The organism is Agrobacterium pusense (assembly GCF_013285525.1).
In the GTDB taxonomy this organism is placed as follows: Bacteria; Pseudomonadota; Alphaproteobacteria; order Rhizobiales; family Rhizobiaceae; genus Agrobacterium; species Agrobacterium pusense.
On the sequence record NZ_CP053856.1, the window covers coordinates 2,613,647 to 2,630,450 of the forward strand.

17 protein-coding genes and 1 tRNA gene are annotated in these 16,804 nt (G+C 59.0%); 13 read left to right on the forward strand and 5 right to left on the reverse strand.

Annotation, left to right across the window (positions count from 1 at the left end):
- Positions 1-3: 3 nt before the first annotated feature.
- From HQN82_RS12640 to HQN82_RS12650, 3 genes are all read left to right on the forward strand, one after another.
- The gene (locus HQN82_RS12640) at positions 4-1,509 is read left to right on the forward strand and encodes a tripartite tricarboxylate transporter permease (protein ID WP_004439149.1); all 1,506 of its coding nucleotides are present in this window, start codon (positions 4-6) and stop codon (positions 1,507-1,509) included.
- 148 nt (positions 1,510-1,657) lie between these two features.
- Entirely contained in the window at positions 1,658-1,870 is a 213-nt protein-coding gene (locus tag HQN82_RS12645) for a SlyX family protein (protein ID WP_006699817.1), read from the forward strand.
- A gap of 12 nt (positions 1,871-1,882) precedes the next feature.
- Positions 1,883-2,434 (forward strand): DUF924 family protein, encoded by a 552-nt coding sequence (locus HQN82_RS12650; protein WP_107339867.1) that lies wholly within the window; start codon positions 1,883-1,885, stop codon positions 2,432-2,434.
- 66 nt (positions 2,435-2,500) lie between these two features.
- Here the strand turns inward: HQN82_RS12650 and dnaJ are convergent, their stop codons facing one another.
- The 3 genes from dnaJ to HQN82_RS12665 all read right to left on the reverse strand — a co-directional run bounded on the left by dnaJ (position 2,501) and on the right by HQN82_RS12665 (position 6,025).
- Positions 2,501-3,637 (reverse strand): molecular chaperone DnaJ, encoded by a 1,137-nt coding sequence (gene dnaJ, locus HQN82_RS12655; RefSeq protein ID WP_004439156.1) that lies wholly within the window; start codon positions 3,635-3,637, stop codon positions 2,501-2,503.
- Positions 3,638-3,726: 89 nt separating this feature from the next.
- Positions 3,727-5,628: a molecular chaperone DnaK gene (gene dnaK / locus HQN82_RS12660; RefSeq protein ID WP_004439158.1), complete on the reverse strand. Its 1,902-nt coding sequence runs from the start codon at positions 5,626-5,628 to the stop codon at positions 3,727-3,729.
- Positions 5,629-5,935: 307 nt separating this feature from the next.
- Positions 5,936-6,025, reverse strand: a tRNA-Ser gene (locus HQN82_RS12665).
- Positions 6,026-6,245: 220 nt separating this feature from the next.
- On the opposite strand from HQN82_RS12665, the gene HQN82_RS12670 reads away from it, so the two are divergent.
- The 10 genes from HQN82_RS12670 (at position 6,246) to deoA (ending at position 15,472) form a co-directional block, all read left to right on the forward strand.
- Positions 6,246-6,563: a hypothetical protein gene (locus HQN82_RS12670; RefSeq protein ID WP_006699814.1), complete on the forward strand. Its 318-nt coding sequence runs from the start codon at positions 6,246-6,248 to the stop codon at positions 6,561-6,563.
- Positions 6,564-6,626: 63 nt separating this feature from the next.
- On the forward strand, positions 6,627-7,277 hold the full coding sequence (gene msrA / locus HQN82_RS12675) for a peptide-methionine (S)-S-oxide reductase MsrA (RefSeq protein ID WP_112766027.1): 651 nt from the start codon (positions 6,627-6,629) through the stop codon (positions 7,275-7,277).
- Positions 7,278-7,491: 214 nt separating this feature from the next.
- Positions 7,492-8,484: a BMP family lipoprotein gene (locus HQN82_RS12680; protein WP_004439166.1), complete on the forward strand. Its 993-nt coding sequence runs from the start codon at positions 7,492-7,494 to the stop codon at positions 8,482-8,484.
- Between the two features lie 82 nt (positions 8,485-8,566).
- Complete coding sequence (locus tag HQN82_RS12685) at positions 8,567-10,072, forward strand: ABC transporter ATP-binding protein (protein ID WP_112766028.1); 1,506 nt, start codon at positions 8,567-8,569, stop codon at positions 10,070-10,072.
- 7 nt (positions 10,073-10,079) lie between these two features.
- Positions 10,080-11,183 carry an ABC transporter permease gene (locus HQN82_RS12690; protein ID WP_004439171.1) on the forward strand — a complete coding sequence of 368 codons (1,104 nt, stop codon included), beginning with the start codon at positions 10,080-10,082 and terminating at the stop codon, positions 11,181-11,183.
- A 6-nt stretch (positions 11,184-11,189) separates the two neighbouring features.
- Complete coding sequence (locus tag HQN82_RS12695) at positions 11,190-12,161, forward strand: ABC transporter permease (protein WP_004439173.1); 972 nt, start codon at positions 11,190-11,192, stop codon at positions 12,159-12,161.
- 5 nt (positions 12,162-12,166) lie between these two features.
- Complete coding sequence (locus tag HQN82_RS12700; protein ID WP_112766030.1) at positions 12,167-12,583, forward strand: cytidine deaminase; 417 nt, start codon at positions 12,167-12,169, stop codon at positions 12,581-12,583.
- On the forward strand, positions 12,583-13,383 hold the full coding sequence (locus tag HQN82_RS12705; RefSeq protein ID WP_173614936.1) for a purine-nucleoside phosphorylase: 801 nt from the start codon (positions 12,583-12,585) through the stop codon (positions 13,381-13,383). Before HQN82_RS12700 ends, HQN82_RS12705 begins: the two co-directional genes overlap by 1 nt.
- A gap of 2 nt (positions 13,384-13,385) precedes the next feature.
- Positions 13,386-14,159, forward strand: a complete 774-nt coding sequence (gene deoC / locus HQN82_RS12710) for a deoxyribose-phosphate aldolase (protein WP_112766031.1) — start codon at positions 13,386-13,388, stop codon at positions 14,157-14,159.
- Positions 14,156-15,472, forward strand: a complete 1,317-nt coding sequence (gene deoA, locus HQN82_RS12715; RefSeq protein ID WP_004439181.1) for a thymidine phosphorylase — start codon at positions 14,156-14,158, stop codon at positions 15,470-15,472. The genes deoC and deoA overlap by 4 nt, the downstream gene beginning before the upstream one ends.
- Here deoA and HQN82_RS12720 read toward each other — a convergent pair.
- Both HQN82_RS12720 and upp read right to left on the reverse strand, forming a co-directional pair.
- Positions 15,465-15,986: a TIGR02281 family clan AA aspartic protease gene (locus HQN82_RS12720; RefSeq protein ID WP_004439183.1), complete on the reverse strand. Its 522-nt coding sequence runs from the start codon at positions 15,984-15,986 to the stop codon at positions 15,465-15,467. The two genes, deoA and HQN82_RS12720, sit on opposite strands and share 8 nt — an antisense overlap.
- A 131-nt stretch (positions 15,987-16,117) precedes the next feature.
- Positions 16,118-16,747, reverse strand: a complete 630-nt coding sequence (gene upp, locus HQN82_RS12725; protein ID WP_004439188.1) for a uracil phosphoribosyltransferase — start codon at positions 16,745-16,747, stop codon at positions 16,118-16,120.
- Between the last annotated feature and the right edge of the window lie 57 nt (positions 16,748-16,804).

Below are 16,804 nucleotides of genomic sequence, written 5' to 3' on the forward strand. Positions count from 1 at the left end.
GCGATGGATTTGCTCGATAATCTTGCGCTCGGTTTCGTCACCGCCTCGTCGCTGGCAAACCTCTTTTTCTGCCTGATCGGCGTGCTGCTTGGCACCCTCATCGGCGTTCTGCCCGGCATCGGCGCGACGGCGACGATCGCCATGTTGCTGCCGATCACCTTCCAGCTTGAGCCCGTCTCGTCGCTGATCATGCTCGCCGGCATCTATTACGGTGCGCAATATGGTGGGTCGACCACGGCGATCCTGATCAATATGCCCGGCGAATCGTCCTCTGCCGTCACCGCCATCGATGGTTACCAGATGGCACGCAAGGGCAAGGCGGGTGCAGCGCTTGCCATCGCCGCCATCGGATCGTTCTTCGCAGGCACGGTGTCCACTTTCCTTGTGGCGATCTTCGCGCCGCCGCTCACGGCAATCGCGCTGGAATTCGGCGCGGCGGAATATTTCTCGCTGATGGTCGTCGGCCTTGTGTCGTCCATCGCGCTCGCCCATGGCTCCATCGTCAAGGCGTTGGCAATGGTCGTGCTTGGCCTGCTGCTCGGTCTCGTCGGCACGGATATCTATAGCGGCACGCCGCGTTTCACCCTCGGTATCCGCGAATATGCCGATGGCCTGAATTTCGTGGCTGTGGCTGTGGGTGTCTTCGGTATCGCCGAAATCCTGCGCAACCTCGAAAACGAGCGGACCCGTTCGGTGCTGATCGCCAAGGTTAGCGGCCTGATGCCGACCAAGGATGATTTCAAGCGCATGGTAGGGCCGGTTCTGCGCGGCACGGCCATTGGTTCGGCTCTCGGCATCCTGCCGGGCGGCGGGGCGATCCTTGCCGCCTTTGCCTCCTACACCGTGGAGAAACGTGTCTCCAAGAACCCGGAAGAATTCGGGCACGGCGCGGTTGCCGGTGTGGCCGGTCCGGAATCAGCCAACAATGCCGGCGCCCAGACGTCGTTCATTCCGCTCCTGACGCTCGGCATTCCGGCCAATCCGGTAATGGCGCTGATGATCGGCGCGATGATCATTCAGGGCATCGTTCCCGGTCCGAATGTGGCGACCGAACAGCCAGCGCTGTTCTGGGGCATCATCGCCTCCATGTGGATCGGCAATCTGATGCTCGTCATCCTCAACCTGCCGCTGATCGGGCTGTGGGTGAAGCTGCTGACGGTGCCCTACTACGTGCTCTTCCCGATCATCATGGCCTTCTGCGCCATCGGGGTCTACAGCGTCAATTCCAACGTCTTCGATCTCTATGCCGTCGCCTTCTTCGGCTTCATCGGCTATGTGCTGGTGAAACTGCGCTGCGAACCTGCCCCGTTGCTGCTGGGCTTCGTGCTCGGTCCGCTGCTGGAGGAGAACCTGCGGCGCGCCATGATCCTCTCGCGTGGCGATCCGTCGACCTTCGTGACCCGGCCGATCAGCGCAACCCTGCTTTTCATTGCGCTCGCCGTGTTGATCATCGTCTTCCTCCCCAGCGTGAAGAAGAAGCGCGAAGAGGTTTTCGTAGAAGAAGACTGAGAATGCGATAAACTCAAAAGGCCGGCGATGTCTCCATCGCCGGCTTTTCTGTCTCTGTTTCCGCCATGCCGAATTCGCTTCACGAAAGCGACATATGGTTGACTCGCGAGCCTTTAGGCCCAAGGAAGGGCTGGAAAGAGAGGTCACCATGACGTCGGAAACCGAAGAACGGATCATCGCGCTCGAGGAAACGGTCGCGCATCAGGTGAAGGTGATAGAGGAACTGTCCGACCAGCTGGCGGAGCAGTGGAAGGTTGTTGAACAGACCCGCGCCAAGCTTGATCGCCTGACAGAGCGGTTCCTGAGTCTTGAGGAGCAGTCATTGGACGCGCCCGCCATCACAAGGCCACCGCATTACTGACGGGAGTACAGGATGAAAAACGACACAGCCAAGCTCGCTGAAGAAATCGTCGATTTCTGGAAGAAGGCTGGCCCGGAAAAATGGTTCGACAAGGACGCCGCCTTCGACAGTCACTTTCACGACCGGTTCCGTGACGCTCATTTCGCTGCCGCAAGGCGGGAACTGGATGGCTGGCTGGAGGGTGCAGAGAGCAGCCTCGCCTTGATGCTGCTGCTGGATCAGTTTCCGCGCAACTGCTTTCGCGACACGGCCCACATGTATGCGACCGATCCTCTGGCGCGGCTTTTGGCCGATGAAGCCATCCGGTGCGGACATGATCAGGCGGTGAGTGAGGATCTGCGGGTCTTCTTCTATCTACCGTTTTCTCACGCAGAAGATCTGGAGGCGCAGCACCGGGCGTGCCGTCTCAATCGGCCGCTTGGCGGGCTTTATCTGCATCACGCCGAAGAACATCGCGAGATCATCGAACGTTTCGGCCGTTTTCCGCACCGTAACAAGATATTGTTGCGGGAAACGACCCCGGAGGAGCGGCAATATCTGGAAGAGGGCGGCTTTTCAGGCTGACCCCAAAAAGAAAACGCCGCCAGTCCCAGGGATGGCGGCGTTTCTGTTGGTGAAGAACGGCGGCACTCAGCCGTCGAAGAATTCCTTCATCCGGGCGAAAAAGCCCGTCGATTCCGGATTATTCTCCTTGGAAGACAGCTGCTCGAACTCCTGCAGCAGCTCGCGCTGTCGCTTGCTGAGTTTCTGCGGCGTCTCGATCTGAATCTGGATATAGAGATCGCCCGTCTGCGCCGAACGCAGCACCGGCATGCCCTTGCCCTTCAGACGGAACTGCTTGCCCGGTTGGGTGCCTTCCGGAACAGTGACGCGCGACTTCGTGCCATCGAGCGTCGTGACATCGAAGGTGCCGCCGAGCGCTGCCGTCGTCATCGAGATCGGCACGGTGCAATAGAGATCGGCACCGTCGCGCTGGAAGAACTCATGCGGACGCACGGACAGGAAGATATAGAGATCGCCCGCCGGACCGCCACGCATGCCGGCTTCGCCTTCGCCCTGCAGGCGAATGCGTGTGCCATCCTCGATGCCCGAGGGAATGTTGACCGAGAGCGAACGCTCTTCCGTTACACGGCCCTGACCATGGCACTTGCCGCAGGGGTCGGAGATCGTCTGTCCGCGGCCATGGCAGGTGGGGCAGGTGCGCTCCACCGAGAAGAAGCCCTGCGCGGCGCGCACGCGGCCTGAACCCTGGCAGGTGGCGCAGGTCTTCGGCTGCGTGCCGGGCTTGGCGCCCGAGCCGGAACAGACGTCGCAGGTGATCGAGGTCGGAACCCTGATCTGCGCCGTCTTGCCGGTGAAGGCTTCTTCCAGCGTGATTTCCATGTTGTAGCGAAGATCGGCACCGCGTTCGCGACCGCCTGAAGACCGGCGCGCGCGACCGCCGCCCATCATCTCGCCGAAGATGTCTTCGAAAATATCCGAGAAGCCGCCATTGGCGAAACCGCCGCCGCCAAAGCCGCCACCGCCGCCCATGCCGCCATTTTCAAAGGCCGCATGGCCGAAACGATCGTAGGCCGCGCGCTTCTGCGGATCCTTCAACGTTTCATATGCTTCGTTGATTTCTTTGAATTTCCGTTCGGAATCGGCATCATCAGGGTTTTTGTCCGGATGGTACTTCATCGCGAGTTTGCGGAAGGCGCTTTTCAGCTCTTTTTCGTCCGCAGTCTTGCTGACGCCGAGTGTTTCGTAAAAGTCTGCTTTCGCCATTCAGTTAACAAGCCCCGCAAATGGATTTCCGGCTGCACGCGGCAGCCGGATGTCTTGCATAAATTGTCAGGAGACGGAAAGTCGCGCGATTATGCGGACTTCTTGTCGTCCTTGATTTCTTCGTAGTCAGCGTCGACGACGTCATCCTTGCCGCCTTCGGAAGCATCGCCAGCCTCGGCCTGCTGCGCTTCATAGATGGCCTGACCGAGCTTCATGGAGACTTCCATGAGGGTCTGGGTCTTCGCCTGGATGTCGTCGGCGTCAGGCTCGGAAGCCTCAACCGCGGTCTTCAGGGTGGCAATGGCGTCTTCGATCGCCTTGCGGTCGGTTTCGGAAACCTTGTCACCATATTCCTTCACCGACTTCTCGGTAGAATGGATGAGGCTTTCAGCCTGGTTCTTGGCTTCCACGCCCGCACGACGCTTCTTGTCGGCCTCAGCATTGGCTTCGGCGTCCTTGACCATCTTTTCGATGTCGGCGTCAGAAAGGCCACCGGAGGCCTGGATGCGGATCTGCTGTTCCTTGCCGGTGCCCTTGTCCTTGGCCGAAACCTGCACGATACCGTTGGCGTCGATATCGAAGGTAACTTCGATCTGCGGAACACCACGCGGTGCCGGCGGCAGGCCAACGAGGTCGAACTGACCAAGCAGCTTGTTGTCCTGCGCCATTTCGCGCTCACCCTGCGAGACGCGGATGGTCACGGCCGACTGGTTGTCTTCGGCGGTCGAGAAGGTCTGGCTCTTCTTCGTCGGGATCGTCGTGTTGCGATCGATCAGACGCGTGAAGACGCCACCCAGCGTTTCGATGCCGAGCGACAGCGGGGTCACGTCGAGCAGCAGAACGTCCTTCACGTCGCCCTGCAGAACGCCAGCCTGAATGGCCGCGCCCATGGCAACAACTTCATCAGGGTTCACGCCCTTATGCGGCTCCTTGCCGAACAGCTGCTTGACGACTTCCTGCACCTTCGGCATGCGGCTCATGCCACCGACGAGAACGACTTCGTCGATCTCGGAAGCGGAGACGCCGGCGTCCTTGAGCGCTGCCTTGCAAGGTGCAACGGTGCGCTGCACGAGGTCGTCGACCAGGCTTTCGAACTTCGCACGGGTCAGCTTCAGCGTCAGGTGCTTCGGACCGGAAGCGTCAGCCGTGATGAACGGCAGGTTGATTTCGGTCTGCTGCGAGGACGACAGTTCGATCTTCGCCTTTTCAGCAGCTTCCTTGAGGCGCTGCAGAGCGAGCTTGTCGTTCTTCAGGTCGATGCCCTGATCCTTCTTGAACTCGCCGGCCAGATACTCGACCAGACGCATGTCGAAGTCTTCACCGCCAAGGAAGGTATCGCCGTTGGTGGACTTCACTTCGAAGACGCCGTCGCCGATTTCCAGAACGGAAATATCGAAGGTGCCGCCGCCAAGGTCATAAACGGCGATCGTCTTGCCGTCCTTCTTGTCGAGGCCGTAAGCGAGTGCTGCCGCGGTCGGCTCGTTGATGATGCGCAGAACATCAAGGCCGGCGATGCGGCCGGCATCCTTGGTTGCCTGGCGCTGCGCGTCGTTGAAGTAGGCGGGAACGGTGATGACGGCCTTCTCGACCTTTTCACCGAGATAGGCTTCAGCGGTTTCCTTCATCTTCTGCAGGATCATCGCGGAAATCTGCGAAGGGGAATAATTCTTGTCCTGCGCCTTCACCCAGGCGTCGCCATTGTCACCCTTGACGATCTCGAAAGGAACAAGAGCCTTGTCCTTCTCGACGGTCGGGTCTTCATAACGGCGGCCGATCAGGCGCTTTACCGCAAACAGGGTGTTCGTCGGATTGGTGACCGCCTGGCGCTTGGCCGGCTGGCCGACAAGGCGTTCGCCATCGTCGGAAAATGCCACCATGGACGGCGTGGTACGTGCGCCTTCCGCGTTTTCAATAACTTTCGTGTCCTTGCCATCCATCACTGCGACGCAGGAGTTGGTTGTGCCAAGGTCGATACCGATTACTTTTGCCATGCTCTTCTCTCCTTGAAGCGCGCTGTCTGAACCCCGTGAGGCATTCCTTTGACAGCACCTTGACTTGGATTTGCAGCCTTCGCTGCTGTTATGCGGCGTATATAAGGAGCGATTTTTGCGGCTGCAAGGCGCAAGAGCAGGGGAAAGGCAGCAAAAAAGCGCCGGAAACTCTTTCTTTGCAGATGCATAGCCATCAAGGCTTGCGTAAGCCGAAAAACGCGACTTTGACGCTATGCTGCGCAGTCGTCCGGCGCCGCAGGCACAAGGACTTCCGGGATGCCATTATAATGGTTTGAAGTGGGCGAAATGGCGGACAGGGTGGGATTCGAACCCACGGTACGCTTTCACGCACACACGCGTTCCAGGCGTGCGCCTTAAACCACTCGGCCACCTGTCCTTTTTCAAGTCTGCATGTCATGAAGAATGCAAATCACTGGAACGGCGCGATATATACCGATGAATTCGCAGGGATCAACACGAATCTGACAGTTTTTTGAATTGTCGGCAATTTCATGCCTTTCGATGCGATTGCAATCGCGTTTTCCGGCCTTTATCCATGCAGGAAATGTTTCAAAATGTGGCTGCCGTGAGCGGCCGACCGTGAGCGAGGTATCCCAATGAAAGCTTTTTTGCGGTTTTTGAGCTTTCTTTTCCTCGCCGCAGCGATTTTTCTGGGTGTGCTCGATTCGATCCGCTCTGTTTCCACGTCATCAGTCACCATCACCGGCATATTGTCAGTCTGGAACTATCTTCTTCCTGCTTCGCGAACCATGGTGGAAGCGTCTCTGGCTCACTATATTCACCCTGAAGCGTGGCGCTTCATAGAAAATGCCCTGTCGGCACTGCCTGCATTTGCCTTTTTCCTCGCGCTGTCCCTCCTCTGCTGGATGGCCGGTTACAGAAAATACAAGGCGACGAGACGTTTGGCGGTCTGACGGGGCTGGCGCCCGCGGATGTGAACCGTGAGAAGCGGCGGAACTGGCCGCATGGAGGACCGAATGTTCCTGTTCGATACGCTTTCTAAAAAAACGACGATGCCGACCGAAGAGACGGCGTTGCCTGGCCGTGAAGAGGCTCTCGTTGTGCCGGAACTTCACTTCGTCAACGGCAGACCTCTGAAGGGGCCTTATCCGGATGGCTTCGAGACCATCTATCTCGGCATGGGTTGCTTCTGGGGCGCGGAGCGGTTGTTCTGGAAGACGCCCGGCGTTTGGGTGACGGCGGTCGGTTATGCCGGCGGCTTTACCCGCAATCCGACCTATCAGGAAACGACGACGGGTCAGACGGGCCATGCCGAGGTGGTCAAGGTTGTCTACGATCCGGCGGTGATCTCGCTCGGGGCGCTCTTGAAGATATTTTTCGAGGAGCACGATCCCACTCAAGGCATGCGGCAGGGCAACGACGTCGGCACGACCTATCGTTCCGCCATTTATGCGACGACGGAAGGGCAGCTGCAGCAGGCACAGAAAGCTCGAGACGCATTTCAGCAGGCTCTGGAAGAGGCTGGCCATGCCGGCGCCATCACCACCGAGATCGGCCCGCTTGAAACGTTTTATTATGCTGAGGACTATCACCAGCAATATCTTGCCAAGAACCCGGGTGGCTACTGCGGCCTCAGGGGAACCGGCGTAAGCTGTAATATCGACTAGTTTTTTTGCAGTTCTGCCCGGTGGAAAGACTAAAAAATCGCCAGATCAAAGTTTTTCCACCGGGTCAAAAAAACCGGATGAATTTTTCATTGAGCCATGCAAGGATATGAGGCAAGCACAGCCGGTATAACGGCTGGCGGTTCCGCAGACATTCCCGGGAAACGGGATTGCGGGAGGACCCTTAAAATATCAATTGCAACAACAGGGCTGCACAATGAAAAAATCCCTTCTGACGCTTTTTGCGCTTGCCGCGATGTCGGCCTCCGCGCTCGCCGCGGATATCAAGCCTGCGCTGGTCTATGGCACGGGCGGCAAGTTCGACAAGTCGTTCAACGAGGCCGCTGCGGCCGGCGCTGAAAAGTTCAAGGCGGAAACGGGCATCGAATTCCGCGACTTCGAACCGACCAGCGACACGCAGGGCGAACAGGCCATCCGCAACTTCGCCAGCAAGGGTTTCAACCCTGTCGTCGCCGTATCCTTCGCCTGGACGTCGGCCATGGAAAAGGTTGCCGCCGAGTTCCCCGACACCAAGTTCGTCATCGTCGATTCCGTCGTTGAACTGCCGAACGTCCGCTCGGTCGTCTACAAGGAGCACGAAGGTTCTTACCTCGTCGGTCTGCTGGCCGGCATGGCTTCCAAGACCGGCAAGGTCGGGTTTATCGGCGGCATGGACATTCCGCTGATCCGCAAGTTCGCCTGTGGTTACGCTCAAGGCGCCAAGGCTGCCAACGACAAGATCGAAGTCTTCCAGAACATGACCGGCACCACCGGCGCTGCCTGGAACGACCCTGTGCGCGGCGGCGAGCTTACCAAAAACCAGATCGATCAGGGCGCGGACGTGATTTACGCGGCAGCCGGTGCGACCGGTATCGGCGTGCTCCAGACTGCCGCCGACAACAAGAAATTCTCGATCGGCGTCGATTCCAACCAGAACCACCTGCATCCCGGTTCGGTTCTGACCTCGATGGTCAAGCGCGTCGATCTGGCCGTTTACAACGCCTATAAGGACGCCAAGGATGACAAGTTCACGCCTGGCATCGTTGCTCTCGGCGTCAAGGAAGACGGCGTTGCCTACGCGCTCGATGATAACAACAAGGCGCTCATCACGCCTGAAATGACTGCTGCCGTGGATAAGGCCAAAGCCGACATCATCTCCGGCGCCGTCAAGGTCCATGATTACATGGCGGACAATTCCTGCCCGAAATGATATGATATGTGGCTGGGGCGCATGATGTTTTTCATCTTGCGCCCTTTTCATATCCAGCCTTCGGAGAGGTTTCGATTTGAATATGGACCCTGCAATCGAGCTCGTGGGCATCGACAAGAAATTCGGTGCCGTACACGCCAACAAGAACATCAATCTGACAATTGCCAAGGGTACGATCCACGGCATCATCGGGGAAAACGGTGCCGGAAAGTCGACTTTGATGTCGATCCTCTACGGTTTTTACCAGGCGGATGCCGGTGAAATCCGGGTGAACGGCACGCCGGTCTCGATCCGCGACAGTCAGGCCGCCATCAATGCCGGTATCGGCATGGTGCATCAGCACTTCATGCTGGTCGAAAATTTTACCGTGCTGGAAAATGTCATGCTGGGCGCAGAAGGCGGTGCGCTGCTGGCCAACGGCCGGGCTGGTGCACGCAGGGAGCTGAAGCGCCTGGAAGACGATTATGGACTGGAAGTCGATCCCGATGCGATGATCGAGGAATTGCCAGTCGGCCTCCAGCAGCGCGTCGAAATTCTGAAAGCCATGTATCGTGGCGCGGAAATCCTGATCCTTGACGAGCCGACCGGCGTTCTGACGCCGGCAGAGGCCGATCACCTGTTCAAGATCCTCGGCGTGCTGCGTGATCAGGGCAAGACAGTCATTCTCATCACCCATAAGCTGCGCGAGATCATGGCGATCACGGACTCCGTCTCCGTCATGCGTCGTGGCGAGATGGTGGCGACCCGCAAGACGTCCAAGACCAGCGTCGAGGAATTGGCAGAACTCATGGTCGGCAGACGGGTGCTGCTCCGTGTCGAAAAGGGTGAGACCACACCCGGCGATGTTCTGCTCTCCATCCGCAATCTCACCGTCAAGGATAGCCGCGGCGTCACCATGGTTGATGACGTTTCGCTGGATGTCCGCGCCGGTGAAATCGTCGGTATAGCCGGTGTCGCAGGCAACGGCCAGTCGGAGCTGCTGGAAGCCATCGCTGGCATCCGGAAGCCCTATTCCGGCGAAATCTGGGTGGACGGACAGAAGGTCGATCGCCCCGATCCCGCAATTTTACGCAGGCTTGGCCTCGCCCACATCCCGGAAGACCGCCATCATATGGGGCTGGTGCTTAAATTCGAGGAATATGAAAACTCCATCCTCGGTTATCATCACGACGAACGTTACGGCAAAGGGCCGTTCCTCAACCCCGAGGCCATTCGCAGGGATGCGGTCGAGAAGATCGAAAAATACGATATCCGCCCGCCAAACCCGCAGCTGAAGACCGCCAACTTTTCCGGCGGCAACCAGCAGAAGATCGTTGTCGCCCGTGAAATCGAGCGTGACCCCAAGATGCTGATCATCGGCCAGCCGACACGCGGCGTGGATATCGGCGCGATCGAATTCATTCATCGCCGCATCATCGAAATGCGCGATGCTGGCAAGGCGATTTTGCTGGTTTCCGTCGAACTCGATGAAATCCGGTCGCTGTCGGACAGGATCATGGTCATGTTCGCAGGCCGGGTCGTCGGAGAAAAAACGGCGGAAGCCGAAGAACAGACGCTGGGCCTGATGATGGCCGGCATCGCCGCATGAGGCATGAATGAGCACCGCTTCCGTACCGCTGCCAAACTGGATTACCTACGGCCTCCTGCCGTTTCTCAATGTCGTTACCGCCTTTCTGATTTCCGGCCTCGTTGTCTGGTCCATCGGTGAAAACCCGCTGGCGGCGCTGCGCCTGCTGATCGAAGGGGCGCTCGGCCGTGGTGATGCCATCGGCTTCACGCTGTTTTATACGACGAGTTTCATCTTCACCGGCCTCTCCGTCGCCGTCGCCTTCCATGCCGGGCTCTTCAATATCGGCTCCGAAGGTCAGGCCTATGTCGGTGGCCTTGGCGCGGCGCTGGTGGCGCTGGCACTCGATCGTTATGTGCCGTGGTACGTGACGATGCCCTTCGCCGTCATCGGCGCTGCTGTTTTTGGCGCCGCCTGGGCCTTCATTCCGGCCTGGCTGCAGGCAAAACGCGGCAGTCACGTGGTCATCACCACCATCATGTTCAACTTCATTGCTGCGGCCCTGATGGTTTACCTGCTGGTGAACGTGCTGATCGTGCCCGGCAAGATGGCGCCGGAAACCCGCACTTTTCTGCCGGGCGGCCAATTGCCGAAACTCGACTGGCTGATGGCTCTCTTCGGCCTGAAGCTTGGTCCGGCGCCGTTTAACGTCTCCTTCCTGATAGCGTTGGTGATGTGTTTTCTGGTCTGGGTGCTCATCTGGCGCACCAAGCTCGGTTATGAAATGCGCACGCTCGGCATCAGCCCCTCCGCCGCCATTTATGCCGGTATTCCCTATGCACGCACCGTCATCATCGCCATGCTCATCTCTGGCGGTCTGGCGGGCATGATGGCGCTGAACCCGGTTATGGGCGCGTCGGCCCGTCTGCAGGTGGAATTCGTCGCCGGTGCGGGCTTCGTCGGCATCGCCGTGTCGCTGATGGGCCGAAGCCATCCGCTCGGCATCATCTTCGCGGCATTGCTGTTCGGCATTCTCTATCAGGGCGGCGCAGACCTTTCCTTCGAGATGCCCAACATTACCCGCGAGATGATCGTGGTCATTCAGGGTCTTGTGATCCTTTTCGCCGGCGCGCTGGAATATATGTACCGGCCTGCAATCGTCCGCATTTACCAGCGTCTGGCAAAGGGGTGAGCTGATATGGATTTCTTCGATATGCTGGTCAGTATTCTGGGCTCGACCGTTCGTCTCACCATTCCGCTTCTCTTTACCGCACTGGCCGGGCTCTTTTCCGAGCGGGCCGGCGTGTTCGATATCGGCCTTGAGGGCAAGATGCTGGCAGCGGCCTTCGCTTCCGCCTGCGTTGCCTATATCACGGCGAACCCCTGGGCCGGCCTCTTGGCCGGTATTGCCGTCTCGATCCTGTTCTCGCTGATCCACGGCTTTGCTGTCATCACCAATCGCGGCAACCAGATCGTGTCGGGCGTGGCGTTGAACTTCATTGCCGCCGGCCTGACCGTGGTGCTGGGACAGGCCTGGTTCGGCCAGGGCGGACGCACGCCGCAGCTTCCGGGCGAGGGGCGTTTTGCCCCGATCATCCTGCCCGGTGCTGATGCCATGCGCGAGGTTCCCTTCATCGGCCCGCTCTATGCAAACGTCATTTCCGGCAACAACATCCTCACCTATCTTGCCTTCCTGGCGGTGCCGCTGTCCTGGTGGGTGCTTTACCGAACGCGTTTCGGCCTGCGCCTGCGCGCGGTCGGTGAAAATCCGGGTGCTGTCGATACGGCTGGTATTTCGGTGACATGGATGCGCTTCCGCGCTGTCATTGTCGCCGGTTTTCTCTGCGGTTTTTCGGGCGCCTATCTTGCTGTGGCTCAATCCGCTGCCTTCATCGCCAACATGTCGGCGGGCAAGGGCTACATCGCGCTCGCAGCGTTGATATTTGCGAAATGGAAGCCGGTGCCTGTCATGTTCGCCTGCCTTCTGTTCGGTTTTCTGGATGCTGTCGCGAACTTCATGCAGGGTAAATCCGTGCCTGGCATCGGCGAAGTGCCGGTGCAGATATTCCAGGCCATGCCCTATATTCTGACCTGCATCCTGCTTGCGGGTTTCATCGGCGTTGCCAAGCCCCCGAAGGCCGGTGGCGTTGCTTATGCGAAGGAGCGTTAACCCCCATGTCCTCCGACCCGAAATCCGATCCGCAGGTCCATGCCCTGTTTGAGGCGGCAGTAGAGGCCATGGCCTTCGCCTATGCCCCCTATTCAAAATTTCCCGTCGGTGCGGCAATCCGCGCCGAAGACGGCAAGATCTACAAGGGCGCCAATATCGAGAACATCTCCTTCCCGCAGGGCTGGTGCGCAGAACCATCAGCCATCAGCGCCATGATCATGGGCGGGGCGAAAAAGATCAATGAAGTCGCCGTTATCGCCGAGAAGCTGCCGCTCTGCTCTCCTTGTGGCGGCTGCCGCCAGAAGATCGCCGAGTTCGCCACGCCGGAGACAAAGATCTATCTTTGTGACGAAACCGGCGTCCAGAAGGTCATGACCATGGAAGAGCTGCTACCCTCCGTCTTCAAGACCGAGCTGCCCTGATGACCGACGGTTTGATCGACATTCTGGTGGACCGCCTGAACGGCCTCATGCCGCGCGTCGCCATCGTGCTTGGCTCCGGTCTGGGATCGCTGGTGGAAGAGGTGAGCGAGCCGATCCGTATTCCTTACGCCGAGCTGCCCGGCATTCCCGCTGGCGGCGTTTCCGGCCATGCGGGTGAACTGGTGGCTGGTTATCTCGGCGGTGAGCCCGTCATGATGCTGTCGGGTCGGGTCCATTTCTACGAAAAGGGTGATCCCGCAGCGATGCGCCCCGTCATCGAAGCGCTCGCGGGCCTGGGCGTGCAGTCGCTCATCCTCACCAATTCGGCGGGCTCGGTCAGGCAGGATATGCCACCCGGCTCCGTCATGCAGATCACCGATCACATCAATTATTCCGGCATGAACCCGCTGATCGGTGAGGAAAGCGACCGCCGCTTCGTCGGCATGACGACGGCTTATGATCCTGATCTTATGCTTGCCATGCGCAATGCCGCCATCCGTGCGACGGTGCCATTGTTCGGCGGTGTCTATATGTGGTTCTCTGGCCCCAGCTTCGAAACACCGGCGGAAATCCGCATGGCGCGGCTGCTGGGGGCGGATGCCGTGGGCATGTCTACCGTGCCGGAAGTCATCCTTGCGCGCTTTTTCGGGATGCGCGTCGCTGCCGCATCGGTTATTACCAATTACGGTGCCGGCATGACCGGCGCGGAACTGAGCCATGAAGAAACCAAGGACATGGCTCCCGTGGGTGGCAAAAGGCTTGCCGCCATTCTGAAGGAAATGATCGCAGGAGGAGCGTGACCATGGAACTCCAGCGTCCGCGCGAAGCGGCTGCCCTCACTTTGTCCTTGCTGGACCTCACCAACCTCAAGGAAGACTGCACGCCACAGCAGATCGCCGCGCTCTGCCAGCGGGCGCATACGGAGTTTGGCAATACGGCCGCCATCTGCATCTGGCCGCGTTTCGTGGCGCAGGCGCGCGCCGCCTTCGGAAAGGATCATACGATCCGCATTGCAACGGTCGTCAATTTTCCGTCGGGTGATCTTGATGTCGCAACCGTGGTCGCGGAAACCGAGGTGGCGATCCGCGACGGTGCGGATGAAATCGATCTTGTCATTCCCTATCGCAAATTCATCGCGGGCGATGAAACCGCGGTTTCCGACGTGGTGGCCGCCGTTCGCAAGGCCTGCGCTACACCCGTGCTGCTCAAGGTCATTCTCGAAACCGGCGAGCTGAAGGACAAGGCCCTGATCCGTCGGGCTTCCGAAATTGCCATTGCCGAAGGCGCCGATTTCATCAAGACCTCGACAGGCAAGGTTGCCGTCAACGCCACGCTGGAGGCGGCTGACATCATGTTGCAGGCGATCCGCGACAGCAAACAGAAGGTGGGCTTCAAGCCGGCCGGCGGGATCGGTACCGTGGAGGACGCGACACTTTACCTGCGGCTGGCGGAAACCATCATGGCGCCGAACTGGGCCATGCCTTCGACGTTCCGTTTCGGCGCTTCAGGTCTCCTTGACGACGTGCTGAACGTTCTGGCCGGCGGAGAGCCCGCCAGGACCGCCAGCGGGTATTGAGCTTGATCCCGCAGGAAACCATCCGCCGCAAACGCGATGGCCTGGCGCTCTCGCCGCAGGAGATCGCCGCATTCATCGAAGCGCTGTCGAAAGACGGCATCTCGGAAGGGCAGGCGGCGGCTTTTGCCATGGCGGTGTTTTTCCGTGGCATGAACCGGGATGAGATGGTGGCATTGACACTTGCCATGCGTGACAGCGGTGATGTCCTGTCCTGGAGCGATATCGGCAGGCCGGTTGCCGACAAGCACTCGACCGGTGGCGTTGGAGACAATGTCTCTCTGATGCTCGCCCCGATCGTAGCCGCCTGTGGTCTCGCTGTGCCAATGATTTCCGGCAGGGGCCTTGGGCATACCGGCGGCACGCTGGACAAGCTGGAAGCGATTCCCGGTTACAATGTCATGCCGGACGAGGTTCTGTTTCGCCGGGCGGTGAAGACGGTCGGCTGTGCCATCATCGGTCAGACGGGTGACCTCGCCCCCGCTGACAGACGCCTCTATGCCATTCGCGATGTGACCGCGACGGTCGATTCCATACCGCTGATTACGGCTTCCATCCTGTCGAAGAAGCTGGCGGCCGGGCTGCAGACGCTTGTGCTTGATGTCAAGGTCGGCAACGGCGCCTTTATGCAAAGCATTGACGATGCACGAACGCTCGCCCGCGCGCTGGTCGATGTGGCTGTTGGTGCAGGTTTGCCGACAACGGCGCTGATAACAGATATGAACCAGCCGCTTGGCGATGCCGCCGGCAATGCCGTTGAAATCGTCAATTGTCTCGATTTTCTGGCTGGTCGCAAGGCTGGTAGCCGTCTGGAAAACGTGGTTCTGTCTTTCGCGGCGGAAATGCTCGTGCAGGCTCAAAAAACGGCCACACTGGAAGAAGGCGCAGCACTGGCGTCGGCCGCCCTCTCCTCCGGCCGGGCAATGGAAATTTTCGCGCGAATGATTTCGGCATTGGGCGGGCCAACGGATTTCGTTGAAAATCCTTTCCTTTATCTGCCGTCCGCGCCAGTCACTCTTCCGGTCCAGGCCGTGAGCAGCGGCTGGCTGACATCCTGCGCAACGCGCGAACTCGGCATCGCCGTCGTCGGACTTGGCGGCGGCAGACGAAAACCCTCGGACAGGATCAATCCCGCCGTTGGTATTTCGAATATTCTGCCTCTTGGGATGAAGGTGGAAAAGGGAGAACCGATTGCCATTGTCCATGCAGCGTCCGGAGAAGACGCAGCCTACGCCATTAAAGCGATAACGGCCTGCTATGGAATCAGCGACGACGCGCCGGAAGTCGCTGCACCCGTTCTCGAGCGTATCACCTGACCAGCCGCATTTCGCCGCCAGAAACCTTGAACGACGATAATTGCTTCAGGAAGCTCATGCCGACCAGCATGTTGCTCAGTGCATTGTCCTTCAGCACCATGGCGTCGACATTCTGCACGCGGATCGTGCCTATCTCCACCCGGTCGAGCTTCACATAGGCGGCCATGGTCTGACCGTTGGCGGTTGAGATCGCGTATTTGAAATCCAGACTGTTGACGCCGTATCCGAGCCGACGTGCAATCGTCTCATTGATGGCAACGGTTGAAGCACCGGTGTCGATAAGTCCGTCGAATGATTTGCCGTTGATACGAAAGGTGGCGTTGAAGTGGCCGCGGGCGTCAGCTTTCAGATTGACTCCGCCCAACGAAACAGGCTGGGGTTTGGCTGCTTCGGCCACAATTTCGGTTTTTGCTACGCTGCTTTCCGGGCGCGGCTGAAATTTGTCCATCAGAACGGGTATTTGCGTGGCGCCGATGGAAAGGCCAACAAGCAGAAAAATCGCGCGCGCCAGCAAGTCTTCACTCCTCCGAGGGCCGGTTACCCCTGGCAAGAATAGACGCAAAACATGCCGAAATCTTAAAAGAAAAAGCCATCCGCCGCTGATCGGGCGGCGAATGGCGTAAAAGGTTAAGCGATGATGAATGATTACTTGGTGCCGTACATGCGGTCGCCGGCATCACCGAGGCCGGGAACAATGTAACCCTTCTCGTTCAAATGCCTGTCGATCGCGGCGGTGTAGATCGGCACATCGGGATGTGCCTCACGGAAATTCTTGATGCCTTCGGGGGCTGCCAAAAGACACAGGAAGCGGATGTTCTTCGCACCACGCTCCTTCAGCTTTTCCACGGCGGCGATGGAGGAGTTGCCGGTCGCCAGCATGGGGTCGACAACGATGACCAGACGGGCATCGAGGCTTTCCGGAGCTTTGAAATAATATTCGACGGCCTCGAGCGTATCGTGGTCGCGATAGACGCCGACATGGGCAACGCGCGCCGAAGGCACCAGTTCGAGCATGCCTTCCAGAAGGCCGTTGCCTGCGCGCAGGATGGAGGCGAAAACCAGCTTCTTGCCTTCCAGCACTGGTGCCTGAATGGTCTCGAGCGGCGTATCGATGGTTTCCATCGTCATTTCAAGATCGCGCGTCACTTCATAGCAGAGCAGCGTCGAAATCTCCCTGAGCAGGCGGCGGAAGCCGGCTGTGGAGGTTTCCTTCTTGCGCATGATGGTGAGTTTGTGCCGCACCAGCGGATGTTCGATGACTGTGACGCCGTCCATGAAACTGGCCTTCCTTTTTTCTTGTGCCCCTGTAATTGACCGAAAGTCGGCTTTTCG